Below are 23,945 nucleotides of genomic sequence, written 5' to 3'. Positions count from 1 at the left end.
GCGTTAAGCGCCTTTTTATCTTTTTTTCAAAAGCTTACTGGAACAGGTTCAGGTGTTCTTTAGCGTAAGCTTCGAAATCGGTGCAACCGCCGATGTGCTTCTCATCCAGGAAGATCTGCGGCACGGTTTCAACCGGTTTGCCGACGGTTTTTTCCAGATCGGCCTTGGTGATGCCTTCCGCGTGGATGTCAACGTAACGGAAGTTGAAATCGTCGCGTTCTTCAGTCAGTTTTTCCGCCAGTTCTTTAGCGCGGACACAATAAGGACAGCCAGGACGCCCGAAGATTACTGCAAACATGCAACGCTCCTTAATTGGATTTTCAATAAATTGTTCGCTACCGCAACGACATCCCGTCACCGAAAAAGTCATTACCTGCGTCAGATGGCGCCTACTATGCCCGTTGAGGCGGTGAAAAAAAAGCAGGAATTACCTGTTAATCTGATTCATGTAACCAATTAGTCTGCCGGGGCTGTCGCCGCCGATGGGAATTCACTACACTGGGGGCAGACCTTCTGGAGAAGAAAAATATGCGTTCATTCGGTGACTTACCGCGCCCGGTGCTGGTGTTGGAAGGGCTGGGCATCGTGATGCTGGTGTTGGCCTACCTCAGCATTCACGGCCACCTGCAGCTGCCGGGCTGGCTGGCGTCGCAGCAGGCGGCGGTCGGCATGATTTTCCTCGGCGTGGCGCTGATGGTGCCGGCGGCGGCATTTCTGGTGTGGCGCGTGGTGCAGGGCTTCGGGCCGCTGATGCGCGGCGGGTTGCCGCCGGAAAACGATCGCCGCAAACCGCAATCGAAAGATAATCAGGACAGCGATCCGCGCGCCTGAGCGCCGCGGCCGCTAACCCGCCTGCCGGGCAGGCGTTGGCTTTTGGGGTGACGAGTGAAAATTGCCATTCTTTCTCGCGACGGAACGCTCTACTCATGCAAGCGGCTGCGTGAAGCGGCGGAAGATCGCGGGCACAGCATCGATATCATCGATCCGCTCTCCTGCTACATGAACATCAATCCGGCGGCGCCGACCATTCATTATCGCGGCCGCCAACTGGAGCGTTACGATGCGGTGATCCCGCGCATCGGCTCCGCTATCACCTTTTACGGCACGGCGGTGCTGCGCCAGTTCGAGCTGCTCGGCAGCTACCCGCTAAACGAATCCGTGGCCATTACCCGCGCCCGCGACAAGCTGCGTTCGCTGCAGCTGCTGGCGCGGCAGGGCATCGATCTGCCGATCACCGGCTTTGCCCATTCGCCGGACGATACCGGCGACCTGATCGAGCTGGTCGGCGGCGCGCCGCTGGTGGTCAAGCTGGTGGAGGGCACGCAGGGCATCGGCGTGGTGCTGGCGGAAACCCGCCAGGCGGCGGAAAGCGTGATCGACGCCTTTCGCGGCCTGAACGCCCACATCCTGGTACAGGAGTATGTGCGCGAAGCGCAGGGCAGCGATGTGCGCTGCCTGGTGGTCGGCGGCCGAGTGGTGGCCGCCATCGAGCGTCAGGCCAAACCGGGTGAGTTTCGCTCCAACCTGCACCGCGGCGGCACCGCCCGCAAGGTGACCATCACCGCCAGGGAGCGGGCGATCGCGGTGAAAGCGGCGAGCACGCTGGGGCTGGACGTCGCCGGGGTGGATATCCTGCGCGCCGAGCGCGGCCCACTGGTGATGGAGGTCAACGCGTCGCCGGGGCTCGAAGGCGTGGAAACCACCACCGGGCTGGACATCGCCGGCATGATGATCGAATACATCGAGCAGCGCGGCCGGCCGGGTTTTCGCCTGAAATCTGGCGGTTGACGGGGCGGGCGGCGCGCTTTTCCCGCCGAGCAATCGCTTAATTAGTGAATTAAGCCGCATTGATCGTGGCGTATCGGGTGAATATTCCGTAAGCTATGCGCCTTTTCGCGTTTTGAATATTGTGAGGCTGGTTATTATGGATTCACTCATTGTCCCCGATTTGGCGCTGTTGCGGCGCTGGCTGGATCAATCGGGCATTTCTTTCTTTGAGTGCGATTCCTGCCAGGCGCTGCACCTGCCGCACATGCAGAACTTCGACGGCGTGTTCGACGCCAAGATAGATCTGGTGGACAACGTCATTCTGTTCTCCGCGCTGGCCGAGGTGAAGCCGACCGCGCTGATCCCGCTGGTGGCGGACCTGAGCCAGATCAACGCCAGCTCGCTGACCATCAAGGCGTTTGTCGACATTCAGGACGACAACCTGCCGAAGCTGATCGTCTGCCAGTCGTTGAGCGTGGCGGTGGGCATTACCTACGAGCAGTTCACTCATTTCATGCAGCAGGGCGAAGAGCAGGTTTCGATGGTGATCCTCGAGGCGCGGGCGAACGATCTGCTGTTTATGGGGGACGAAGAAGAGATCCCCGCTGGCGCCGTGCGTCAGCCGATGTTGCACTGATCCTCGCCGTACCTTAAGCATGCCGCCGCTCCGGCGGCATGCTGCCATTATTCCCCTCCGCAATAAAATATTCTGCACTTTGGCCTTTGTCGCCCGATCTTTCTCGCCTTTTGTGCCGTTAATGGCGCATCACATAGAGAAATACTGCATAAAAAATCGATAAAAGGCGTTTTTTACCCTGGGGGCTGGCGGGTTGCGATAGCAGCGGCTATGCTGCTGATTCTGCAAAGGGCTTGCGATTTCCCTTGTGACCACGCGAGCAGGCAGTGAAAAAAGGCGCATGCAATCATATGCATAGCCATTCAGTTCGCGGTTGCAACGATTGCGCTCAATCAGGAAAGGTTTTGTGTCGCTGCAGATACAAGTTCAATTCTATGATTCACCCTGTTTTGGAGGAAGTTACGGATGGTCACCCAACGTAGAACGTGGTTATCGGGTGTGGTTGCCGGTCTGTTGATGGCCGCGTCCGTCAATGCGTCAGCCGAAGAGAAAACGCTGCACGTGTATAACTGGTCCGATTATATCGCGCCGGATACTTTGGCTAATTTCCAGAAAGAAACCGGCATCAAAGTGGTGTACGACGTCTTTGACTCCAACGAAGTGTTGGAAGGCAAACTGATGGCGGGCAGCACCGGTTATGATCTGGTGGTTCCTTCATCCAACTTCCTCGAGCGCCAGTCGCAGGCCGGCATCTTCGAACCGCTCGACAAGAGCAAAATGCCCAACTACAAGAATCTCGATCCCGAGATGCTGAAGCTGGTTGCACACAACGACAAAGACAACAAATACGGCATCCCATATCTGATGGTGACCACCGGCATCGGCTATAACGTCGACAAGGTGAAGGCGGCATTGGGCAAAGACGCGCCGGTCGACAGCTGGGATCTGATCCTCAAGCCGGAAAACCTCGAGAAGCTGAAAAGCTGCGGCGTCTCCTTCCTCGATGCGCCGAGCGAGGTTTACGCCACCGTGCTGCACTACCTGGGCAAGGATCCCAACAGCACCAATGCGGCGGACTACACCGGCGCGGCCAACGATCTGCTGCTGAAACTGCGGCCGAACATTCGTTACTTCCACTCTTCTCAGTACATCAACGATCTGGCGAACGGTGATATCTGCGTGGCGATCGGCTGGTCCGGCGACGTGATGCAGGCGGCCAACCGCGCCAAAGAGGCGAAGAACGGCGTGAACGTGGCCTACGCGATCCCGAAAGAGGGGGCGCTGACCTACTTTGACATGTTCGCCATGCCGGCGGACGCCAAGAACAAAGACGCCGCGTACCAGTTCCTGAACTTCCTGATGAAACCTGATGTGATGGCGGGCATCAGCAACTATGTCTATTACGCCAATGCGGTGAAGGATTCCACGCCGCTGGTGAAGGCCGAGGTGCGCGATAACCCGAATGTCTATCCGCCGGCCGACCTGCGCGCCAAGCTGTTTACTCTCAACGTGCAGTCGCCGAAGCTGGACCGTGTCATTACCCGCGCATGGACTAAAGTTAAAAGCGGGAAGTGATGATGGGGGGGATACCCCCGATCGTCGGTAAACCGGCAGGCGGGCGCCCCCGCCTGCATTGCCGTTTTGGGCCACGGCGCTCGCCGTGGTTTTGTGCCGCTTTACGCCGGAGAGCACCCCGATTGAACGACGCTATTCCTCGTCCTCAAGCCAAGTCGCAGAAGGTCTTCACCCCTCTGCTGGAAATCCGTAACCTCACCAAAACCTTCGACGGGCAGAATGCGGTCGAAGACGTCAGCCTCACCATCTACAAGGGCGAGATCTTTGCGCTGCTTGGGCCGTCTGGCTGCGGCAAGTCCACCCTACTGCGCATGCTGGCCGGCTTCGAACAGCCCTCGGAAGGGCAGATCGTGCTCGATGGGCAGGATATGTCGCATGTGCCGCCGTACCAGCGGCCGATCAACATGATGTTTCAGTCTTACGCGCTGTTCCCGCACATGACGGTAGAGCAGAACATCGCCTTCGGCCTGAAGCAGGACAAAATGCCGCGGACGGAGATCGCCGAACGGGTGGCGGAAATGCTGGCGCTGGTGCACATGCAGGAGTTCGCCAAACGCAAACCGCACCAGCTTTCCGGCGGCCAGCGGCAGCGGGTGGCGCTGGCGCGCAGCCTGGCCAAGCGGCCGAAGTTGCTGCTGCTGGATGAACCGATGGGCGCGCTGGACAAGAAGCTGCGCGATCGCATGCAGCTGGAAGTGACCGACATTCTCGAGCGCGTCGGCGTGACCTGCGTGATGGTGACGCACGATCAGGAAGAGGCGATGACCATGGCGGGGCGCATCGCCATCATGAACCGCGGCAAGTTCGTACAGATCGGCGAGCCGGAAGAGATCTACGAGCATCCGAACAGCCGCTTCAGCGCCGAATTTATCGGCTCGGTCAACGTCTTCGACTGCGTATTGCAGGAGCGGTACGACGACGCGCTGATCCTGCAAAGCCCGGGGCTGCGCCATGCGATCAAAGTGGATCCGGACGCCTCGGTGGTGGACGGCGTGCCGATCCAGGTCGCGCTGCGGCCGGAAAAGATCCTGCTGTGCGAACAGGTGCCGGAAGACGGCTGCAACTTCGCGGTGGGGGAAGTGGCGCACATTGCCTATCTGGGCGATCTGTCCATCTACCACGTGAAGCTGCACAGCGGGCAGATCATCAGCGCCCAGCTGCAAAACGGCCATCGTTTCCGCAAGGGGATGCCCACCTGGGGCGATGAAGTGCGTCTATGTTGGGAAACCGACAGCTGTGTCGTGTTGACGGTGTAGTGGAGCTGGTGAGGAGTAACCCGTATGTCCCTGCTTTCTGAACGCACGCCGGAACCGCCGGCCAAAACGCCGGCCACCCTCAAGGCCTTGTTCCATCGCCTGCTGATGGCTCACGGCCGCAAGCTGGTAATCGCATTGCCGTATTTATGGCTGACGCTGCTGTTTATGCTGCCGTTCCTGATCGTGTTCAAAATCAGCCTGGCGGAGCTGGCGCTGGCGGTGCCGCCCTACACCGAGCTGATGAGCTGGGTGGACGGTAAGCTGAACATTGCGCTCAACTTCGCCAACTATCTGCAGCTGACCGACGATCCGTTGTATATCGATGCCTACCTGCAGTCGCTGCGCGTGGCGGCGGTCTCGACGCTGTGCTGCCTGATCATCGGCTATCCGCTGGCCTGGGCGGTGGCTCACAGCAAGGCATCAACCCGCAACATTCTGCTGCTGCTGGTGATCCTGCCTTCTTGGACCTCGTTCCTGATCCGCGTCTATGCCTGGATGGGCATTCTGAAAAACAACGGCATTCTGAATAACTTTCTGATGTGGCTGGGGGTGATCGACCAGCCGCTGGTGATCCTGCACACCAACCTGGCGGTGTATATCGGCATCGTTTATTCCTATCTGCCGTTTATGGTGCTGCCGATCTACACGGCGCTGATCCGGCTGGATTACTCGCTGGTGGAGGCGTCGCTGGATTTGGGGGCTCGGCCGCTGAAAACCTTCTTCAGCGTGATCGTGCCGCTGACGCGCGGCGGCATCATCGCCGGTTCGATGCTGGTGTTCATTCCGGCGGTGGGCGAGTTCGTGATCCCGGAACTGCTCGGTGGGCCGGACAGCATCATGATCGGCCGCGTGCTGTGGCAGGAGTTCTTCAATAACCGCGACTGGCCGGTGGCCTCGGCGGTCGCTACCATCATGCTGCTGCTGTTGATCGTGCCAATTTTGTGGTTCCACAAACACCAGAACAAGGAAATGGGGGGGCAGGAATGAACAACTTGCCGGTAGTGCGTTCACCGTGGCGCATCGCCATCCTGACGGTCGGCTTTACCTTCCTGTATGCGCCGATGCTGATGCTGGTGATCTACTCCTTCAACAGCTCCAAGCTGGTGACGGTGTGGGCCGGTTGGTCCACGCGCTGGTATACCGAACTGTTCCACGATTCGGCGATGATCAGCGCGGTGGGGCTCAGCCTGACCATCGCCGCCGCCTCCGCCACCGCCGCGGTGGTACTGGGGGCCATCGCCGCCGTGGTGATGGTGCGCTTCGGCCGCTTTCGCGGTTCGACCGGCTTCGCGTTTATGCTGACCGCGCCGCTGGTGATGCCGGACGTGATCACCGGCCTGTCGCTGCTGCTGTTGTTCGTGGCGATGGGGCATGCCTTCGGCTGGCCGTCGGAGCGCGGCATGTTTACCATCTGGCTGGCGCATGTCACCTTCTGTACCGCTTATGTGGCGGTGGTCATCAGCTCGCGCTTGCGCGAGGTGGATCGCTCCATCGAGGAAGCGGCGATGGATTTGGGGGCGCCGCCGCTGAAGGTGTTCTTCGTCATCACCTTGCCGATGATCGCGCCGGCGCTGATCTCCGGCTGGATGCTGGCGTTTACCCTGTCGCTGGACGATCTGGTGATCGCCAGCTTCGTCTCCGGCCCAGGCGCCACCACGCTGCCGATGCTGGTGTTTTCCAGCGTGCGCATGGGGGTGAATCCGGAAATCAATGCGCTGGCCAGCCTGATCCTGCTGGTGGTGGGCGTTCTCGGCCTGATCGCCTGGTGGTTTATGGCGCGTTCGGAAAAACAACGATCGCGTGAATTACAGCGGGCGGCCCGTAGCTGAATCGTAACAAACCTGCTATTTTTGCAATCAATAAGAATTGCAACTAACTACCTGACTTTACATGCGCCATCTGTATTGGTGGCGCGTCGTAGCGGAACACGGATATGTCAGACATGCTGAAAAGCGGGCAGGGAATGGGATCGACTTCGGATGCGCCGGTGCCGGTGATGGTGGCGGGCACCGCCATGGTGGCGATCAAGTGTATCAGCGTGGTGCTGCTGCTGGGCGAACTGGGCGTCGACGGCGCACAGGAGTTCGTCAACACTAGCGCGCAGGCGTGGGATTCTACCTTTATCTTTCTGGCCGGCCTGATGCTGCTGTGCCTGCAGATCAGCTGCGGCTTTGCGGTGATGCGCGGCCGCAACTGGGGACGCTGGGGCTATGTGACCTGCCAGTGCATCGTGGTGCTTTATCTGCTGTTGGCCACCATCGGCAGCGTCTTCCCCGAGGTGTTTACCGTGGAAGGGGAAACCAGCGGCCAAATCCTGCACGTTCTGATCCTGCAAAAGATCCCCGACGCGGTGATCCTGGCGTTGCTGTTTGTTCCCACCGCCAGCCGCCGCTTCTTCACCGCGCGCAAGTGAGATTTTAGGCGCGCGGAGTGGTAAACTCTGCGCCCTTAATTCGTCATCCTGAACTTCACGGTAATCTTCATGCATTGCGCTTTGTATACGGCGGGCACCTGCCGTTCCTGTCAGTGGCTGGAAAAGCCCTATCCGCAGCAATTGGCCGACAAACAGCATCACCTGCAATCGCTGCTGGCCGGGCGCGATGTCGCGCAGTGGCTGCAGCCGGCGACGGGGGAACTGAGCGCATTTCGCAATAAAGCCAAGATGGTGGTCAGCGGCAGCGTGGAGCGCCCGCTGCTCGGCATGCTGCACCGTGACGGCACGCCGGTCGATCTGAGCGACTGCCCGCTGTATCCCGCCGGTTTTGCGCCGATGTTTGCGGTGCTGAAAAGCTTCATCGCCCGTGCGGGCCTGACGCCGTATAACGTGGCGCGCAAACGCGGCGAGCTGAAATACCTGCTGCTGACCGAAAGCACGCTCGACGGCGGCGTGATGCTGCGTTTCGTGCTGCGCTCGGAAACCAAGCTGGCGCAGCTGCGCGCCGCGCTGCCGTGGCTGCAGCAGCAGTTGCCGCAGCTCAAGGTGATCTCCGCCAATATTCAGCCGGTGCACATGGCGATCATGGAAGGGGAACGCGAGATCGCGCTGACCGAACAGCAGGCGCTCGAGGAACAGTTCAATCAGGTGCCGCTCTTCATCCGCCCGCAAAGCTTCTTCCAGACCAACCCGCAGGTGGCCGCCGATCTGTATGCTACCGCCCGCGACTGGGTGCGCGCGCTCGCTATCGACAGCATGTGGGATCTGTTCTGCGGCGTCGGCGGCTTTGGCCTGCACTGCGCGCAACCGCAAACGCGGCTGATTGGCATCGAAATCAGCGCGGAAGCGATCGCCTGCGCGCGCCAGTCGGCGCAGCGGTTAGGGCTGTTGCACGTCGATTTTCAGGCGCTCGATTCCACCCGCTTCGCCACCGCCGAAGGCCAGGTGCCGCAGCTGGTGCTGGTCAACCCGCCGCGGCGCGGCATCGGCCAGGCGCTGTGCGATTATTTGGGCCGGATGGCGCCGGACTCTATTCTCTATTCCAGTTGCAACGCCGAGAGCATGGCGAAAGATATCGAGATGTTGCCGGGGTACCGCATCGAACGGGTGCAGCTGTTCGACATGTTCCCGCATACCGCGCACTACGAAGTGCTGACGTTGTTGGTGCGGATTTTATAAAACATAAGGCCCGGATAACCGGGCCTTATTGCTTACTGCGGGAACCACTTGTCGTTGATGGCCTGGTAGGTGCCGTCGGCCTTGATGGCGTCCAGCGCGGCGTTCAGCTTGGCCAGCAGCGCCTGGTTGTCCGGGCGCACCGCGATGCCGAGACCGGTGCCGAAGTATTGCGCATCGGTGATGTGCTCGCCCACCGGCGCCAGCTGCGGGTTGGTTTTCAGCCACTCGTTCACCACGGCGGTGTCGCCGAACACGCCGTCGATACGGCCGTTTTTCAGCTCCAGAATGGCGTTCTGGTAGCTGTCGTAAGAGACGGTGTTAATCTCCGGATGCTTGTCCTGCATGTATTTCTGGTGGGTGGTGCCGTTTTCCATGCCGAGCTTTTTGCCTTTCAGATCCGCCAGCGAACTGAACTTGCCTTTTTGCGCGATCACGATCGCCGAGTTGGCGTAGTAAGGCTGGGTGAAGGCGACCTGTTTGCTGCGCTCCGGCGTGATGTCCATCCCGGAAATCACCGCATCGTATTTCTTGAATTTCAGCGCGGCGATCAGGCTGTCGAACGCCTGGTTGGTGAAGGTGCACTGCGCCTGCATCTGCTTGCACAGCGCGTTGGCCAGATCGATATCGAAACCGACGATCTGGTTGTTGGCGTCCAGCGATTCGAACGGCGGGTAGGTGGCGGAGGCGGCGAAGCGGATAGTCTCGGCCGCGGTGGCGTTAAAGGTCATCCCGGCCAACATCGTCGCGGCAAGCAGCAGTTTTTTCATGCGTAGAGCTCCTGTCTGGATCCTGAAAGTGATTATTTCGCTATCGTTTGTTTTTACTGGTAATCGCCAGAGATTTTTGCGCGTGCGTCTGCTGATAACCCTGCCACTGAGTGAATTAAAATGCAATGCAAATGATTAAATATTGCTGCAGGGATAAAAAAAGCCCCGCACAATGGCGGGGCTCATGGGGAGAGGCGGCCTCAGTTGCGGCGCTCAAACGCCAGCGCGCGGCGCTCCACCAGCCGCATCAGCAGCGTCAGCAGGCCGTTGACGCACAGGTACACCAGGCCCGCGGCGCCGAATACCATGACGTCGTAGGTGCGACCATACATCAGCTGGCTGTAACCCATCACCTCCATCAGCGTGATGGTGTAAGCCAGCGAGGTGCTTTTGAACACCAGCACCACTTCGTTGGAGTAAGACGACAGCGCGCGCTTGAAGGCGAACGGCAGCAGGATGCGCAGCGTCTGCCGGCGCGACATGCCCAGCGCTTCGCATGACTGCCATTGCCCGGCGGGAATGGCGCGCACCGCGCCGTAGAACAACTGCGTTGTGTAGGCCGCGCTGTTCAGCGCCAGCGCTATCATCGCGCACAGCCAGGGCTGCGACAGCAGGTTCCACAGCCACGGGTAGTCGCGGATTGCCGGGAACTGACCGGGGCCGTAGTAGATCAGGAAGATCTGCACCAGCAACGGCGTGCCGGTGAACAGCGTCACGTAGATCTTGACCAGCGGCGTCAGGATCGGCGTTTTCAGCGTCAGGATCACCGTCAGCAGCAGCGACAGCACCAGCGCGACGATCAGCGCGGCAACGGTCAGCGTCAGGCTGGTGTGCAACCCTTTGAGGATCTCCGGTAAATACTCAATCATCAGACCGGCCCTCGCTCAAAGCGCGTGGCGCGCAGCTCAATGCGTTTGATGACGTATTGGCTGAACAGCGTCACCAGCAGGTAGATGGCTGCCGCGATCACATACCAGGTAAAAGGCTCCTGGGTGCGGGTGGCGATACTCTTGGTTTGCAGCATCAGATCGTTCACGCTGATCAGCGACACCAGCGCGGTGTCTTTCAGCAACACCAGCCACTGGTTGCCGAGGCCGGGCAGGGCGTGGCGCCACATCTGCGGCATGATCAGGCGAAAGAAGATCGCGGCCTTGCCGAGCCCCAGCGCCTGGCCGGATTCCCACTGCCCCTGCGGTACCGCTTTGAGCGCGCCGCGCAGCGTCTGCGAAGCGTAGGCGGAATAGAGCAGGGCCAGAGCGATCACCCCGCACAGGAACGGGCTGACTTCGAAGTTGTCGATCGCCAGCTGAATCGGCAGCTGGAACAGACCGAGGTTGAGGGTAAAGCCGTCGGAGAGCATCAGCAGCAGCTGCGACGAACCGAAATAGATAAACAGCACCACCAGGATTTCCGGCAGGCCGCGCAGCACGGTCACCCAGGCGGTGCCGAGCCAGCTGACCGCTTTCCAGCGGGACGATTCCCATACGGCGAACAGCATCGCCAGAATCAGCCCGAGGATCAGGGCGCAAACGGCAAGGCCGACGGTCATGCCGGCGGCGCTTGCTAAAGGTTGTAATTCATTCATCGGAGCGTATTACTGCTGGAACCATTTTTTGTAGATGGTTTCATAGGTCCCATCCTGCTTGATCTTGTCCAGAGCGGCGTTGAACTTGCCCTGCAGATCGGTGTTCTTCTGGCGTACCGCGATGCCGAGGCCGGTGCCGAAGTAGTCTTTATCCGTCACTTTGGCGCCCACTGCCGCCAGCGCGTCATTCTGCTTCAGCCATTCGTTGACCACCGCGGTATCGCCGAACACCGCATCAACGCGGCCGTTCTTCAGATCCAAAATGGCGTTCTGGTAGCTGTCGTAAGGCACGGTGGTGATTTCCGGGTGCTTGTCGGTCAGGTATTTCTGGTGGGTGGTGCCGTTTTGCACGCCCACTTTCTTACCTTTCAGCGCTGCCACGTCGGCGATTTTTCCTTTCTGCGCGATGAACAGCGCCGAGTTATCGTAGTACGGCTTGGTGAACAGCACCTGCTTTTCACGCTCCGGCGTGATGTCCATACCGGCCATCACCGCATCGAAACGCTTGAACTTCAGGCTCGGGATCAGGCTGTCGAACGCCTGGTTGGTGAAGGTGCACTCGGCCTGCATCTCTTTGCACAGGGCGTTAGCCAGATCGACATCAAAACCCTGAATCTTGTTGCTGGCGTCAATAAATTCAAATGGAGGATAGGAGGCTTCGGTAGCGAAACGGATCGTTTCGGCTGCGGAGGCGGAAACGCTGATGCCGGCCAGAACGGCGGCGATTATTAGTTTTTTCATCGCAAACTCCCCAAATTACAGCAAGTTAATTGTTAGTGTGATAAGTAGTTGGCAAACTCGGTGGTCCGCGGCTGCGTGAAGTGGCTGCTGTCGCCTTGCTCTACCACGTGGCCGTTTTCCATGTACACCACGCGGCTGGCGGTCTTGCGCGCCACTTCCACTTCGTGAGTGACGATCACCTGCGTGATGCCGGTGCCGGCCAGTTCGCGAATGATGCTGACGATCTGCGCGGTGATTTCCGGATCCAGCGCCGCGGTCGGTTCATCGAACAGCAGCACCTGCGGTTCCATCATCAGGGCACGGGCGATCGCCACGCGCTGCTGCTGGCCGCCGGAAAGGTGAAGCGGGAAGCGATCGGCGAAGTCGGTCAGGCGCAGACGCTTGAGCAGCTTGTCGGCACGCTCCATCGCCTGAGCCTTGGTCAGACCCAGCACGCGGCAAGGCGCTTCGATCAGATTCTGAACCACGGTGAGGTGAGGCCACAGGTTGTATTGCTGGAAGACCATGCCGACATTTTGGCGCAGTTCGCGAATGGCTTTCTCGCCCGGCGCCTGCTTGAAGTCGAATTGGTTGCCGGCGATCTGCAGTTGGCCCGAACGCGGCATTTCCAGCAGGTTCAGCACCCGCAGCAATGAACTTTTCCCGGCGCCGCTTGGGCCAAGCAGCACCAGGGTTTCCCCGGCTGGACAATCCAGCGTGATGTCAAACAGCGCCTGGTGAGCGCCGTAATAGCAATTGATACCGTTAAGTTGAATACTCATGCGCCAGAATTGAATAGACATTGATGCCGCAAATGTTAACTTCCACAGAATACTTATGCAATCTTTGTGCGTTAAAATTTATGAGTGTGCGGCGGGACAGTAAAAGATTAGCACAAGATACCGCGACTCAAGCCGAGGGAGGGGATTTGTGGCGCAGGCTGTGAGATCGGTAGCGAAATTTTTTCTATTGGACGAAATTCGAGCGGTGGACGGACGGCGGGGATGACCGACGCGGCAAGCCCGCGTCGGCCGGGGTATTGCGGGTTACTGGTTTTCCAGCACCTGGCGCACGCTGCCGTTGGTGGCGTGCGCTGGAACATTCAGGTAGCGAATATCATCAACCACCCAGCAGGTCCCTTCACGCACCATCAGCACTTCGTCCTGCCAGTTCACGGTGCTGTTGGCGTCTTTTTGGTAGCTCAAGTCAACGCGCAGCGGGATGTTTTTCGCATCGGTGTTAGGAATGGTCGAGGCGCTGGCGACGGAGGCGCTGCTTGGCCCCTGCGCATTGCCGGAGAACAGATCGCCGGTTATCCGGTGCTTGCCCGGGTTCTGACCGGCGCTGACCAGATCCTGATACAGCACTTTGCTCAGATAGGGCTGCAGCTGCGCCAGGCGGTTGCTGTCCGGCAAGCCGGCACCCTGCTGGATGCGCAGGTCATAGAATTTTTGCGCGACCGTATCCGGGCCGCCTTCCACACAGCTGCCGCTGCGGGTGCCGATATCCTTGTATGCCGGTTCCACCGTGGTACAGGCACTCAGCAACAGCGCTAAGGGTAAAACAGCCGCAATCGTTTTTGTTTTCATCTTATTACCTTATGTGAAAGTCTCTACCATGAAGACCGATAGCTTACAGTATAAATGCGTTTTTTGGCCTTGCATTCGTACTGCGTGCCATTGATTAAGCGAACATAACGCCAATCTTCTGGTCATAGATACGTTGAATTAATCAAACAAGGAATTCTGATGCAGCTTTCAACTACCCCGACCCTGGAAGGGTTCACCATCACCGAATACTGTGGCGTCGTCACCGGCGAAGCGATCCTCGGTGCCAACATTTTTCGTGATTTCTTCGCCGGCGTGCGCGATATCGTCGGCGGCCGCTCGGGCGCTTATGAGAAAGAGTTGCGCAAGGCGCGCTTGATTGCGTTCGAAGAACTGGAAGATCAGGCGAAAGAGCTGGGCGCCAACGCGGTGGTCGGCATCGATATCGATTATGAAACCGTTGGCAAAGACGGCAGCATGCTGATGGTGACCGTCAGCGGCACCGCGGTGAAAGTCAGCCGCTAACGCCATTCTCCGCGCCCCGGCCGTTCTGCCGGGGCGACATCCTGTTGGTTCATCCCACCTTGTGCTGCTCGACGATCGGGCGGTGTTCCTGCGGTTTCACCGGCGCCGGCGTCTGGCGATGCGATATCGGCTGAGCGGACGGCTGGTGGATCTGCGGCGCCGGGGCAGGATGCGGCATGACGCGTGCTTGCGGCACCGGTGCCGGGCGGACTAACGCCGGATGCTGCGTTGCGGCCGGTTCACGCACCATCGGCTGAACGACGTGCGGCGCTTCCTGAACCAGAGGGCGCACGGCAGATGGATGCACCGACGCGACGGCCGGCATCGGATGTGTCTGTACCGGTGCTGAATGCACGGCCATCGGCTGCTGCGCGTGGGGCGCCGCAGGCGCGGTATGCGTGAACGTCGGCATGCTCATCGGTTGCCGCACATGGGGCGCGTTTATCGGCTGTTGCACGTGCGGCGCGGCCGCTACCGGCTGAGTATGCGCAAAGTTCGGCAGGGTCATCGGCGCATGGGCTGCAGGCGCGACGCGCGGCTGCGCGCCAGGCGTCGGCTGGCTGAAATGCGGCGTCGGCGCGGGGGTCGTATTGCTGTAGTTATTCACCGTGTGGGTGCTGCGATTCACATTGTTGACGTTGTTATATTGATTGATGTTGGTGACGCGATTTACCACGGTGGTGGAATGCGACACGTAGGGCGCATTGCGGTAGACCACCGGTTGGCGTCGATCGTCCCAGCGCATATCCCAGCTATGCCAGCCGCTGTTGTGCTGATTGAACAATGAGGCGACCGCGATGCCGACGCCGAAGCTGATCGCGCCGGCTGCCAACATGTCGCCGCCGCTGTAGCCTGAAGGTTGATACCGATAGCTCGGATAGGCGGGGATCGGCGTGCCGTAGGCCACCCAAGGGTCGTAATGCGGGACGTAAACCGTATCCGGCTGGCTGGGTTCGATGACGATGGTTTCGCCCGGCGCCGCCACCACGCTCTGACGATAGGGCTGCTGTTCGACATAACGCGTCGTCGGCGCTACGACGATGCGCTGCTGCGGGCTGTTTTTCAGCGTGCCCTGTCTGGCCGCCCGCTGGCGCATCACCTGAATGGCGTTCATCACGTCGGTGGGATCGTTGAGGTAGGCGCTGCCCAGAGCCGTGGTCCAGGGGATGTTTTTCGCCATCTGATCGAGTACGTCGGGGAATTGCACCAGGCCGCGCACGCTGGGATCCCAGGGTTGAGCGTCGGCTGCCGAGCTGAGTGCCTCCGGCTGCAGGCCGCGGTTTTGCACCAGCCAGGCATCTGCGGCGCTGATTTGGTCGGGATAACCTGCGCCGGCCAACACCTGCGCCAGCAGCTTGTCGGGGAACAGCGCCACCGGGCTGACCAGCTGGTACAGCTGATCGGCGGTCAGCGGCGTATAGGCCGGCGCACTCACATTGGCGGCGGGAGCGGTCGGGGGCGGGGCGCTTGCGCCCATCGCGTCGGCGACTTTTTGCCGATCGCAGCCGCTGAGCGGCAGTATGGCGGCGCAGAGCAACCAGGACAGATAGCGTGGGGTGAACATGTTCGACTCCGCTCTTTCAGCGCAGATGATACTTTGAGACTATCATGGGCGTGAGAGGCCGCCAGTCGGGAGAAACACCCGCTTGCACATCGGCGTTGTCTGTCATCATTTCTCGATGAGCGTGATGATTGGACACGGATTAATCGCGCGGCGTTACCGCTTTCACGGACGTCAATCAGGAGGATAAGTGAAAATTTGGCCAGGGATCATCGCCGCCGCGCTGTTGGCGGGATGCCAAAATCCGCAGCAGGACACGCTCGTCGATCGCGGCGCTTACCAGCTCGAAACCCTGCATCAGGCGCAGGGTGCCGATCAGCGCATCCGGTTTTTGGTGATGCACTACACGGCGGAAGACTTCCATTCATCGCTGAAAACGCTGACCGATGAACACGTCAGCGCACACTACCTGTTGCCGGCGCACCCGCAGCGCGAGCACGGTAAACCGACGGTGTACCGGCTGGTGCCGGAGGCGATGCGTGCCTGGCATGCCGGTGCCAGCGGCTGGCGCGGGCGCAGCAACCTCAACGACACCTCGATCGGCATCGAAATCGTCAACAAGGGTTTTACCCGCAGCATGCTGTTCACCCACTGGCAGCCCTATACGGCGGAGCAGATCGCTGTGCTGATCCCGCTGAGCCGCGACATCATCCAACGCTACGGCATCCAGCCGCAGGACGTGGTGGGGCACAGCGACATCGCGCCGCAGCGCAAACAGGATCCCGGCCCGCTGTTCCCCTGGCGGCAGCTGGCGCAGGCCGGCATTGGCGCCTGGCCGGACGAACGAGACGTGCTGCGCTTGCTGGCGGGGCGCGATCGTCATGCGCCGGTGCCGATGGCGGCACTGCTCGAAAAGCTGGCGCGTTACGGCTATGCGATCGATCTGTCATGGGATGCGCGGCAGCAGCGCAATGTGCTGGCGGCGTTTCAGATGCACTTCCGACCCGACGATGTGCGCGGCAAGCCGGATGCAGAGAGTGAGGCGATTGTCGATGCGCTGCTGGTGAAGTACGGCGCGGCGCGTTGATTACAGGCCGTGCAGCTTACCGTGATCTTTCAGCCAGCGGGCGGTGCGCGCGATGCCTTCTTCCAGCGAGACGATCGGCTGATAGCCCAGCTCTTGCTGCGCGCGGGTGGTATCGAGCGTGAGGTCGAAGTTGAGTTTGGCGACGCCGTAGTGGGTCAGCACCGGCTCCTTCTCGCTTTTGCTGCCGAGGCGTTCCATGCCGCGCGCCATCATGTCGAGCATCGGATAGGGGACGGAGCGGATGCGGCATTTCATGCCCAAATCGTCGATCAGCTGCTGCACCACGGTGCGAAGCGGGCGCGGCTGCTGGTTGGTGATGTTGTAGGCGCGGCCGGACGGCGTATCTTCTTTTAGCGTCGCCAGCCACATGGCGTGCACCGCATTCTCCAGGTAGGTCATGTCCACCATCGCCGCGCCGCCGCGCGGCAGCAGCAGGTTGCCGTAGCGTTTGATCATCTGTAGCAGCCTTGGCAGCATCACCTTGTCGTGTGGCCCGAACAATCCCTGCGGGCGCAGAATGGTGAAATGGGTCTGCGGATTGGACAGCGCCAACTGCTGGATCACCTGCTCGCCGGCGGCCTTGCTGCGCGCGAATTCGTTGGCGTAGCGCTGCGGGCGGAAATCTTCGGTCACGTTGCGGTGATGGTGGTAATCGAAATAGATCGCCGGAGAAGAGATGTGGATGAACTGCGCCACGCCGTAGGCCGCCGCCCATTCGCCGAGGCGGCGGGTGGCGCGGACGTTGGCCAGCTCGAAGGCCTCTTCGGTGCCCCAGGGCGAGGTAAAGCTGGAGCAGTGCCACAGCACGTCGACGTCGGCCAGCATCGCCTTGGCCTGCGAAGAGATCAGATTGGTGAGATCGGCATGAATGAACTCAGCGCCCATTTTTTCCAGCAGGCCGCCCATCGCCTGGTTGCGGCCGGTGGCGCGCACTTTGATGCCCTGGCGGCGCAGATATTCAACGGCGTTACGGCCTAACCCACTGGTGGCACCGGTGACCAATACCTTCATAACGGACTCTATTCTCACCCAAAATCGGAATACCGGCGGGCGCTTGCGGCGCCTCCAGCAAATAAGATGCCATTCTTCCGTGATTTCGTGCGCTATGCAATCGGAAAGCCCCGAAGCACAGCGGCAAACTGTGCGGTTGATCGACAAATGAACGCCGTTCAGCGCTGTTGGCGGTCCAGGCTCTCGGCAAGCTCGGCGATGCGCTTCGCCATGCCGCGAAAAATGAACAGGTGTGCGGGCATCATGGCGAACCAATACAGCAGCCCGCTGAAGCCGGCCGGATGCCACCAGGCGCGCACGTCCAGCGTGCGGCGATCGCCGTGATCGGTAATGGTGAAGCTCAGCCGCCCCAGTCCCGGCGCCTTCATGCCGAACAGCAGCGCCAGTTGCCGCAGCGGCTTCAGCGTGATGACTTTCCAGCCGTCGATCTCGTCGCCCAGCGCCAGGGTCGCGCGTGCCGGGCGGCCATAGACCACGCCGTTGCCGATCATGTCGTCCATGCGGGCGCGGATCCGCCACAGAATATTGGCGTAGAAATAGCCTTCTTCGCCCCCCAGCTGCTGCACCGTTTGCCACAGGGCCTCGCGGGTGGCGGCGGTGTCCAGCGAACAACCGGCCTGTTTCGGATAGTAACCGTAGCCGGGGCGCCAGCGAGCCCGCGCCGCCGGATCGTAGCCCCAGTCGGCGGAATCGACCACCTCCTGTTCGCGCTGCAGCGTGGTGGCGACCGCCTGATCAAAGGTGTGCAGCCGCTGCGGGATCAGGGCCTGCAGCGGCCGGCCGTCGGCGGGCAGATCGTGCTTCAGCCCCTGGATCAGCGCGCGGGCGATCGGCGTCGGCACCGAGGTGATCAGGCTGATGAACCACACCGAAATCAGCCGCGTCGGCAAAGGGATCGGGATCAGCCAGCGCCGCTTGCCGCTGAGGGCGATAAAGCGCTTGAACATATCCTGATAGCTGAGGTATTCCGGCCCGGCAACGTCGAAGATGCGGTGTTCCTGTGCCGGGTGCGCCAGCAGATCGGCCAGATAAACCAGCAGGTTCTCCAGCGCCACCGGCGACGACTTCGAGCGCACCCAGCGCGGCGGCGTCAGCACCGGCAGGTTATAGACCATGTCGCGCATCACTTCGAACGCCGCCGAGCCGGGGCCGACGATGATGCCGGCGCGCAACTCGGTCACCGGCACGCCGCTCTGGCGCAAGATCTCGCCGGTCAGGCGGCGGGCCGCCAGGTGCGGTGAGCTGTCGTCGTTCGGCTGCAGCGCGCCGAGAAAGATCACCTGCTTGACGCTGGCATTGCGCAGCGCGTCGCGCAGGTTTTCCGCCGCCTGGCGCTCCTTCTCGATAAAGTCGTCGCCGTCGCCCATCGCATGCACCAGATAGTAAAGCGTATCTATCTCCCACAGCGCCGCGCTCAGGGTTTCCGGGCGATACAGATCGGCATACAGGCAGTTGACCTGCGGCCAGTTCCGCTCCTGCAGCCACTCGATGCGCCGCGCGGCGGCGGTAATCTGGTGCCCCTGTTCGATCAGGTGCGGGATCAGGTTCTGGCCTATATAGCCGCTGGCTCCAAGAACCAGTACGCGTTGGGGTGTCATCGGGCCGCCTTGTGCGGTAGAGGATTGGCTGAACGACAGGATGCCAAATTCCGGGTTTAAATGCACTTTTTGTATGGGTATAAGCCGGTTGCATACGTCGCGGCGCGAGTTCACACTACGCGCCCCCTTACCGAACGAAAAACCGGATGTCATGAAGCTCAATGTGATTTGTTACGCCCTGCTGGGCCTGGCGCTGATCGCCAGCCTGTTCTCGCTGCATCCGGTGTGGATGTGGTTGCTGTTGGCCAACCTGCTGACGTTTCTGATCTACGGCGGCGATAAGCTGGCGGCGCGCAAGGGGTGGCGGCGGGTGCCGGAGGCGACGCTGTTGCTGTTCGGCGCGCTGGGCGGGTGGTTGGGCGCACTGGCGGCACAGCAGCTGTTTCGCCACAAAACCCAGAAGCAGCCGTTTAAAACCTGGTTCATCCTCAGCGTGGCGCTCAACCTGGTGGCGGTGCTGGGATTGTGGTACTGGGTTTATGGCCGCTGGATCTTCTGATTACAACAACAGCGGCAGGGTAGCGCTCGCGGTGGCCTGCATCGCTTGAGCATAGGCGGGATCGCGCTGAGCCAGTTCGGCGATCATCAACTCCACCAGTAGCATGGCGCCGACCTTGGCCGGCAGGGCGCCGGCGGTCAGCGGCCCTTCCGGTTTGGCCGCCACCAGCAGCGTATCCGCCATTTTAGCCAGCGGGCTGCGTTGGGTGTTGCTGATTGCGATCACGCGTGCACCGCGCCCTTTGGCCAACGCCACCGCATGCAGCACGTCTTTGGTGGAGCCGGAGCTGGAGATGACGATCAGCAGATCCTGCTCACTCAGCGAGGCGGCGTTCATCGCCGCCCGGTGCATGTCGCTGAACAGTTGCGCCGGTTTGCCGAGGCGCAACAGTTTGTAGTGCAGGAAATCACCGATGATGGCGCTGGCGGCGACGCCGTAAATCTGCACCGAAGCGCAGCGCTGCAGATTGTCCGCCGCCTGTTGCAGCGCCTGCGGATCCAACAGCGCGCCGGTATCCCGCAGCGCCTGGACGCTCTCTTCCACCAAATTTTCCGCCGCGCTTTGCCGCGTCGCCGCCTCCGGCTGGCTTTGCTGCAGGCTGAGGGCCAGCGCCATTTTAAATTCGGTATAGCCTTTACAGCCCAGATGGCGGCACAGCCGCGTGACGCTGGCTTCGCTGGTGGCGCTTTCACGCGCCAGTTCGGTGATGGTCAGGTAAACGGCGCGGGAGGGCTCCGCAAGAAGATAGTTGCCGAGCTTTTGCAGCGTGGGGCTGTACCCCGCCAAATCCTGCCGCAGCCGCAATAACAAGTTGCCTGTATTCATCACGTTACCTTTCTGAGTATTCCCGTTTCTATTGTGGCGGAAAGACGCCGCCGCTCGCCAGCGAAATCGACGGATTGTGAAGCCGATCATCGTTATGAATAAAATTTTCATTAAATTAATTTTAATGTGGTAAAAATTTTCATCATAAAAATGATAGCGGGGAAAAATTTATGTCAACACCAGAATTGTCGCGCTCCGGCGGCTGGTTCGAAAAAGCCCAGCTGTTCGGCAAATCGTTCATGTTGCCGATCGCCGTGCTGCCGGCGGCCGGTCTGCTGTTGGGGATCGGCGGTGCGCTGTCCAATCCCAATACCGTCGAGGCGTATCCCTTCCTCGACGTCGGCTGGCTGCAAGGCATATTTACCGTGATGGCCAGTGCCGGCGCCGTCGTGTTCGCCAACCTGGCGGTCTTATTCGCGGTCGGCGTGGCGGTGGGGCTGGCCAAAAGCGACAAGGGCACGGCGGGGCTGGCCTCGCTGATCGCCTATCTGGTCATGAACGCCACCATCAATGCGCTGTTGAAAATCAACGGCACGTTGGCCACGCAGAACGCCGGCGCGGTGGGGCAGGGAACGATTCTCGGGATCCAGACGCTGGAGACCGGGGTGTTCGGCGGGGTGGTCATCGGTTTGGTGACCTGGTATCTGCACGGCCGCTACAACAAGATAGCGCTGCCGCCGTTCCTGGGTTTTTTCGGCGGTTCGCGCTTTGTACCGATCGTCAGCTCGCTGGCGGCGATGGCGGTCGGCGCCCTGATGACCGTGCTGTGGCCGCATTGCCAACGGTTGATCTTCGGCATGGGCGGCCTGGTGGATGCCAGCGGCTATCTCGGTACCTTTATCTACGGCTTCGTGCTGCGCATGCTCGGACCGTTCGGCCTGCATCACATCTTCTACCTGCCGTTCTGGACTACCGCACTCGGCGGCAGCGAAGTGATCAACGGACAGCTGGTGGAAGGCACACAGCGTATTTTCTTCGCTCAGTTGGCCGACCCGAATACGCAGCAGTTCTACATCGGCACGGCGCGTTTCATGTCCGGCCGCTTTATCACCATGATGTTCGGCCTGATCGGCGCCTGCCTGGCGATGTACCAAAGCGCGCGCCCGGAGAATCGCAAGCGCGTCGGCGGGCTGCTGCTGTCGGCGGCGCTGACCTCTTTCCTGACCGGCATCACCGAGCCTATCGAATTCTCGTTCCTGTTCATCGCGCCGGCGCTGTACGTGGTGCACGCGCTGTTCGACGGCCTGGCGTTCACGATCGCGCACATCCTGCATATCACCATCGGCCAGACGTTCTCCGGCGGTTTTATCGATTTCATGCTGTTCGGCGTGCTGCAGGGCGAAGCGAAAACCCACTGGATGTACGTGCCGCTGGTCGGGGTGCCCTGGTTCTTCCTGTACTACTTCACGTTCCGTTTCCTGATCTTGCGCTTCAATTTCAAAACGCCAGGGCGCGAGGTGGAAACCATGTCGGAAGCGGTGATGACCGGCACCGAACGCTCGCAGCAGGTGCTGGCGGCGCTGGGCGGCAAAGAGAATATCGTCGAACTGGATTGTTGCGCCACGCGGCTGCGCGTGACGGTAAAACAGAGCCGGTTGCTGGACGAGGGCGGGCTGAAGGCCAGCGGCGCGCGGGCGGTGATCGTTCGCGGCAACGGCGTTCAGGTGATCTATGGCCCGCACGTGACCATTATTAAAAATGAAGTCGAGGAGTTGTTGGATTTATGACGCTTTCCATTTTGCAGCAGATTAAGGGCCGGCTGGTGGTGTCTTGCCAGGCGCTGGACGACGAGCCGCTGCACAGCGATTTTATCATGGCACGCATGGCGCTGGCGGCCGAGCAAGGCGGTGCGGCGGCGATTCGCGCCAACGGCGTCGAAGACGTTAAAGCCATCATGCGCACGGTGGCGCTGCCGGTGATCGGCATTATCAAGCGCGATTATGCCGGTAGCGATGTCTATATCACGCCGACCCTGCGTGAAATCGATGAGTTGATGGCTGCGGCACCACAGATGATTGCGCTGGACGCGACCGGCCACCCTCGGCCAGGGGAGCTGCAGCTGGCAGCGTTGGTTGCCGCGATCCGCGCCAGGTATCCCCGGCTGCTGCTGATGGCGGACATCGCCACCGTGGAAGAGGCGCAAGAGGCTGCCAGATTGGGGTTCGACTGCGTGGGCACCACGCTGCACGGCTATACCGCCGAAAGCCGGGGCGCCCGACTGGCGGAGGACGATTTCGGTTTTCTGCGCGCGGTGTTGGCGGCGGTGCCGGTGCCGGTCATCGCCGAGGGCAATGTCGAAACGCCGGCGATGGCCGCACGCTGCCTGGCGCTGGGGGCGTATGCGGTCGTGGTGGGCGGCGCCATTACGCGCCCGCAGCAGATCACTCGCCGTTTTGTCGAGGCCATCGGCGGGCGGTGAAGGGCTCCCCGGCGCGCCGGGGAGGAGGGATCAGGCGTGCTGCTGGAGGAACTCCCGCCACAGCTCGACCACCCGCTGCAGATCCTGACGGCTGACGTCGAGGTGGGTCAGAATGCGCGTCAGCGGGCCGCTGCTGATCAGCACGCCGCGTTCGCGCATCCACGGGCCGAATTTGGCCGCCAGCGCCGGTGATTGGCGCAGGTACAGCACGTTGGTCTGTGCGCCGGGTTCGGCGATCTCTACGCCGATCTGCCGCAGCTGTTGCTCCAGCCAGACCGCGTTGTCATGGTCTTCGCGCAGCCGCGCGACGTTATGCTCCAAAGCGTAAAGACCGGCCGCCGCCAGGATGCCGGCCTGACGCAGCCCGCCGCCGGTCATCTTGCGCCAGCGCAGCGCGCGCTGAATGAAGGCCTCGCTGCCGCACAGCAGCGATCCGACCGGCGCGCCCAATCCTTTCGACAGGCAAATGGTGAAGGTGTCGCAGTATTGCACGATCTCTTTCAGCGGCAGGTTCAGCGCCACGGCGGCGTTGAAGATGCGCGCGCCGTCGATATGCAGCGCCAGCTGCCGCTCGCGGGTAAACTGCCACGCCTGCTGCAGGTAGGCCTGCGGCAGAACTCGGCCGCTGATGGTGTTTTCCAGGCTCAGCAGCCGGGTGCGGGCGAAGTGGATATCGTCGGGTTTGATGGCGGCGGCGAGCTTGTCCAGCGGCAGTGTGCCGTCCGCGTCGGCCTCGATCGGCTGCGGCTGGATGCTGCCCAGCACCGCCGCGCCGCCGGCCTCGTATTTATAGTTGTGCGCCTGTTGGCCGACCAGATACTCGTCGCCGCGCTGGCAGTGGCTCAGCAGCGCCACCAGGTTGGCCTGGGTGCCGCTGGGCAAAAACAGCGCCGCTTCTTTGCCCGACAGGCGCACCGCCTCGGCCTCCAGCGCGTTGACCGTCGGGTCATCGCCGTAGACGTCGTCGCCGACCTCTGCCTGAGCCATCGCCTGGCGCATGGCGGCGCTGGGGCGGGTGACGGTGTCGCTGCGTAGATCGATAAGCATAGGGTTCCTGGAATATAAGGGAGAGG

26 protein-coding genes are annotated in these 23,945 nt (G+C 61.0%); 14 read left to right on the top strand and 12 right to left on the bottom strand.

Annotated elements, in window-relative coordinates; genetic code table 11:
- Positions 1 to 34: 34 nt before the first annotated feature.
- The gene (locus ACYF6X_RS11965) at positions 35 to 298 is read right to left on the bottom strand and encodes a GrxA family glutaredoxin (RefSeq protein ID WP_004938676.1); all 264 of its coding nucleotides are present in this window, start codon (positions 296 to 298) and stop codon (positions 35 to 37) included.
- A gap of 230 nt (positions 299 to 528) precedes the next feature.
- Here ACYF6X_RS11965 and ACYF6X_RS11960 point away from each other — a divergent pair, with 230 nt between their 5' ends.
- The 9 genes from ACYF6X_RS11960 (at position 529) to rlmC (ending at position 8,788) form a co-directional block, all read left to right on the top strand.
- Positions 529 to 831: a YbjC family protein gene (locus ACYF6X_RS11960; protein WP_033646672.1), complete on the top strand. Its 303-nt coding sequence runs from the start codon at positions 529 to 531 to the stop codon at positions 829 to 831.
- Between the two features lie 54 nt (positions 832 to 885).
- Positions 886 to 1,788 carry a 30S ribosomal protein S6--L-glutamate ligase gene (gene rimK, locus ACYF6X_RS11955; protein ID WP_038880682.1) on the top strand — a complete coding sequence of 301 codons (903 nt, stop codon included), beginning with the start codon at positions 886 to 888 and terminating at the stop codon, positions 1,786 to 1,788.
- A gap of 136 nt (positions 1,789 to 1,924) precedes the next feature.
- On the top strand, positions 1,925 to 2,404 hold the full coding sequence (locus tag ACYF6X_RS11950; protein WP_004938666.1) for a type III secretion system chaperone family protein: 480 nt from the start codon (positions 1,925 to 1,927) through the stop codon (positions 2,402 to 2,404).
- Between the two features lie 405 nt (positions 2,405 to 2,809).
- A complete protein-coding gene (gene potF / locus ACYF6X_RS11945) occupies positions 2,810 to 3,919 on the top strand; it encodes a spermidine/putrescine ABC transporter substrate-binding protein PotF (protein ID WP_130017618.1) in 1,110 nt (369 codons plus the stop codon).
- 122 nt (positions 3,920 to 4,041) lie between these two features.
- A complete protein-coding gene (gene potG, locus ACYF6X_RS11940) occupies positions 4,042 to 5,175 on the top strand; it encodes a putrescine ABC transporter ATP-binding subunit PotG (protein WP_130017619.1) in 1,134 nt (377 codons plus the stop codon).
- A gap of 24 nt (positions 5,176 to 5,199) precedes the next feature.
- Positions 5,200 to 6,162: a putrescine ABC transporter permease PotH gene (gene potH, locus ACYF6X_RS11935; protein WP_130017620.1), complete on the top strand. Its 963-nt coding sequence runs from the start codon at positions 5,200 to 5,202 to the stop codon at positions 6,160 to 6,162.
- Positions 6,159 to 7,004, top strand: coding sequence for a putrescine ABC transporter permease PotI (gene potI, locus ACYF6X_RS11930; RefSeq protein ID WP_130017621.1), 846 nt, complete (start codon positions 6,159 to 6,161; stop codon positions 7,002 to 7,004). The genes potH and potI overlap by 4 nt, the downstream gene beginning before the upstream one ends.
- Positions 7,005 to 7,108: 104 nt before the next feature.
- Positions 7,109 to 7,588, top strand: a complete 480-nt coding sequence (locus tag ACYF6X_RS11925; protein ID WP_130017622.1) for a YbjO family protein — start codon at positions 7,109 to 7,111, stop codon at positions 7,586 to 7,588.
- 69 nt (positions 7,589 to 7,657) lie between these two features.
- Positions 7,658 to 8,788: a 23S rRNA (uracil(747)-C(5))-methyltransferase RlmC gene (gene rlmC / locus ACYF6X_RS11920; RefSeq protein ID WP_130017623.1), complete on the top strand. Its 1,131-nt coding sequence runs from the start codon at positions 7,658 to 7,660 to the stop codon at positions 8,786 to 8,788.
- A gap of 32 nt (positions 8,789 to 8,820) precedes the next feature.
- Here rlmC and artJ (ACYF6X_RS11915) read toward each other — a convergent pair whose 3' ends face one another.
- The 6 genes from artJ (ACYF6X_RS11915) to ACYF6X_RS11890 form a co-directional block, all read right to left on the bottom strand.
- Positions 8,821 to 9,555, bottom strand: coding sequence for an arginine ABC transporter substrate-binding protein (gene artJ / locus ACYF6X_RS11915; RefSeq protein ID WP_063989393.1), 735 nt, complete (start codon positions 9,553 to 9,555; stop codon positions 8,821 to 8,823).
- Between the two features lie 200 nt (positions 9,556 to 9,755).
- Positions 9,756 to 10,424, bottom strand: coding sequence for an arginine ABC transporter permease ArtM (artM, locus tag ACYF6X_RS11910; RefSeq protein WP_033637817.1), 669 nt, complete (start codon positions 10,422 to 10,424; stop codon positions 9,756 to 9,758).
- Positions 10,424 to 11,140: an arginine ABC transporter permease ArtQ gene (gene artQ / locus ACYF6X_RS11905; protein ID WP_025159684.1), complete on the bottom strand. Its 717-nt coding sequence runs from the start codon at positions 11,138 to 11,140 to the stop codon at positions 10,424 to 10,426. The genes artM and artQ overlap by 1 nt, the downstream gene beginning before the upstream one ends.
- A 9-nt stretch (positions 11,141 to 11,149) precedes the next feature.
- A complete protein-coding gene (gene artJ / locus ACYF6X_RS11900; protein WP_025302242.1) occupies positions 11,150 to 11,881 on the bottom strand; it encodes an arginine ABC transporter substrate-binding protein in 732 nt (243 codons plus the stop codon).
- A 32-nt stretch (positions 11,882 to 11,913) separates the two neighbouring features.
- Positions 11,914 to 12,642: an arginine ABC transporter ATP-binding protein ArtP gene (gene artP, locus ACYF6X_RS11895; protein WP_038884338.1), complete on the bottom strand. Its 729-nt coding sequence runs from the start codon at positions 12,640 to 12,642 to the stop codon at positions 11,914 to 11,916.
- A gap of 264 nt (positions 12,643 to 12,906) precedes the next feature.
- Positions 12,907 to 13,449 carry a lipoprotein gene (locus tag ACYF6X_RS11890; protein WP_049202208.1) on the bottom strand — a complete coding sequence of 181 codons (543 nt, stop codon included), beginning with the start codon at positions 13,447 to 13,449 and terminating at the stop codon, positions 12,907 to 12,909.
- A 159-nt stretch (positions 13,450 to 13,608) separates the two neighbouring features.
- Here ACYF6X_RS11890 and ACYF6X_RS11885 point away from each other — a divergent pair, with 159 nt between their 5' ends.
- Positions 13,609 to 13,932 carry a heavy metal-binding domain-containing protein gene (locus tag ACYF6X_RS11885; protein WP_004928400.1) on the top strand — a complete coding sequence of 108 codons (324 nt, stop codon included), beginning with the start codon at positions 13,609 to 13,611 and terminating at the stop codon, positions 13,930 to 13,932.
- A 49-nt stretch (positions 13,933 to 13,981) separates the two neighbouring features.
- Here ACYF6X_RS11885 and ACYF6X_RS11880 read toward each other — a convergent pair whose 3' ends face one another.
- Positions 13,982 to 15,496 carry a DUF3300 domain-containing protein gene (locus tag ACYF6X_RS11880; protein ID WP_130017624.1) on the bottom strand — a complete coding sequence of 505 codons (1,515 nt, stop codon included), beginning with the start codon at positions 15,494 to 15,496 and terminating at the stop codon, positions 13,982 to 13,984.
- 187 nt (positions 15,497 to 15,683) lie between these two features.
- Between ACYF6X_RS11880 and ACYF6X_RS11875 the strand changes: the two genes are divergently transcribed.
- Positions 15,684 to 16,520: an N-acetylmuramoyl-L-alanine amidase gene (locus ACYF6X_RS11875; RefSeq protein WP_130017625.1), complete on the top strand. Its 837-nt coding sequence runs from the start codon at positions 15,684 to 15,686 to the stop codon at positions 16,518 to 16,520.
- Here ACYF6X_RS11875 and ACYF6X_RS11870 read toward each other — a convergent pair whose 3' ends face one another.
- Positions 16,521 to 17,531, bottom strand: a complete 1,011-nt coding sequence (locus tag ACYF6X_RS11870; RefSeq protein WP_004928393.1) for an NAD-dependent epimerase/dehydratase family protein — start codon at positions 17,529 to 17,531, stop codon at positions 16,521 to 16,523. It lies immediately after the preceding gene.
- 158 nt (positions 17,532 to 17,689) lie between these two features.
- Positions 17,690 to 19,129, bottom strand: a complete 1,440-nt coding sequence (locus ACYF6X_RS11865; RefSeq protein WP_130017626.1) for a DUF2867 domain-containing protein — start codon at positions 19,127 to 19,129, stop codon at positions 17,690 to 17,692.
- A gap of 151 nt (positions 19,130 to 19,280) precedes the next feature.
- Here ACYF6X_RS11865 and ACYF6X_RS11860 point away from each other — a divergent pair, with 151 nt between their 5' ends.
- Positions 19,281 to 19,628 carry a DUF1294 domain-containing protein gene (locus tag ACYF6X_RS11860; RefSeq protein WP_130017627.1) on the top strand — a complete coding sequence of 116 codons (348 nt, stop codon included), beginning with the start codon at positions 19,281 to 19,283 and terminating at the stop codon, positions 19,626 to 19,628.
- Here the strand turns inward: ACYF6X_RS11860 and ACYF6X_RS11855 are convergent, their stop codons facing one another.
- Positions 19,629 to 20,456 carry a MurR/RpiR family transcriptional regulator gene (locus ACYF6X_RS11855; protein WP_130017628.1) on the bottom strand — a complete coding sequence of 276 codons (828 nt, stop codon included), beginning with the start codon at positions 20,454 to 20,456 and terminating at the stop codon, positions 19,629 to 19,631.
- A gap of 167 nt (positions 20,457 to 20,623) precedes the next feature.
- Here ACYF6X_RS11855 and ACYF6X_RS11850 point away from each other — a divergent pair, with 167 nt between their 5' ends.
- Together ACYF6X_RS11850 and ACYF6X_RS11845 are read left to right on the top strand one after the other, a co-directional pair.
- Complete coding sequence (locus ACYF6X_RS11850; protein ID WP_130017629.1) at positions 20,624 to 22,180, top strand: PTS transporter subunit EIIC; 1,557 nt, start codon at positions 20,624 to 20,626, stop codon at positions 22,178 to 22,180.
- A complete protein-coding gene (locus ACYF6X_RS11845) occupies positions 22,177 to 22,872 on the top strand; it encodes an N-acetylmannosamine-6-phosphate 2-epimerase (protein ID WP_130017630.1) in 696 nt (231 codons plus the stop codon). The genes ACYF6X_RS11850 and ACYF6X_RS11845 overlap by 4 nt, the downstream gene beginning before the upstream one ends.
- 30 nt (positions 22,873 to 22,902) lie before the next feature.
- Here ACYF6X_RS11845 and ltaE read toward each other — a convergent pair whose 3' ends face one another.
- Positions 22,903 to 23,919 (bottom strand): low-specificity L-threonine aldolase, encoded by a 1,017-nt coding sequence (ltaE, locus tag ACYF6X_RS11840; protein ID WP_049202201.1) that lies wholly within the window; start codon positions 23,917 to 23,919, stop codon positions 22,903 to 22,905.
- Positions 23,920 to 23,945 lie beyond the last annotated feature (26 nt).

Source organism: Serratia sp. ID 25-353 (assembly GCF_054792795.1).
This window is presented reverse-complemented; position numbering and strand designations above follow the sequence as displayed.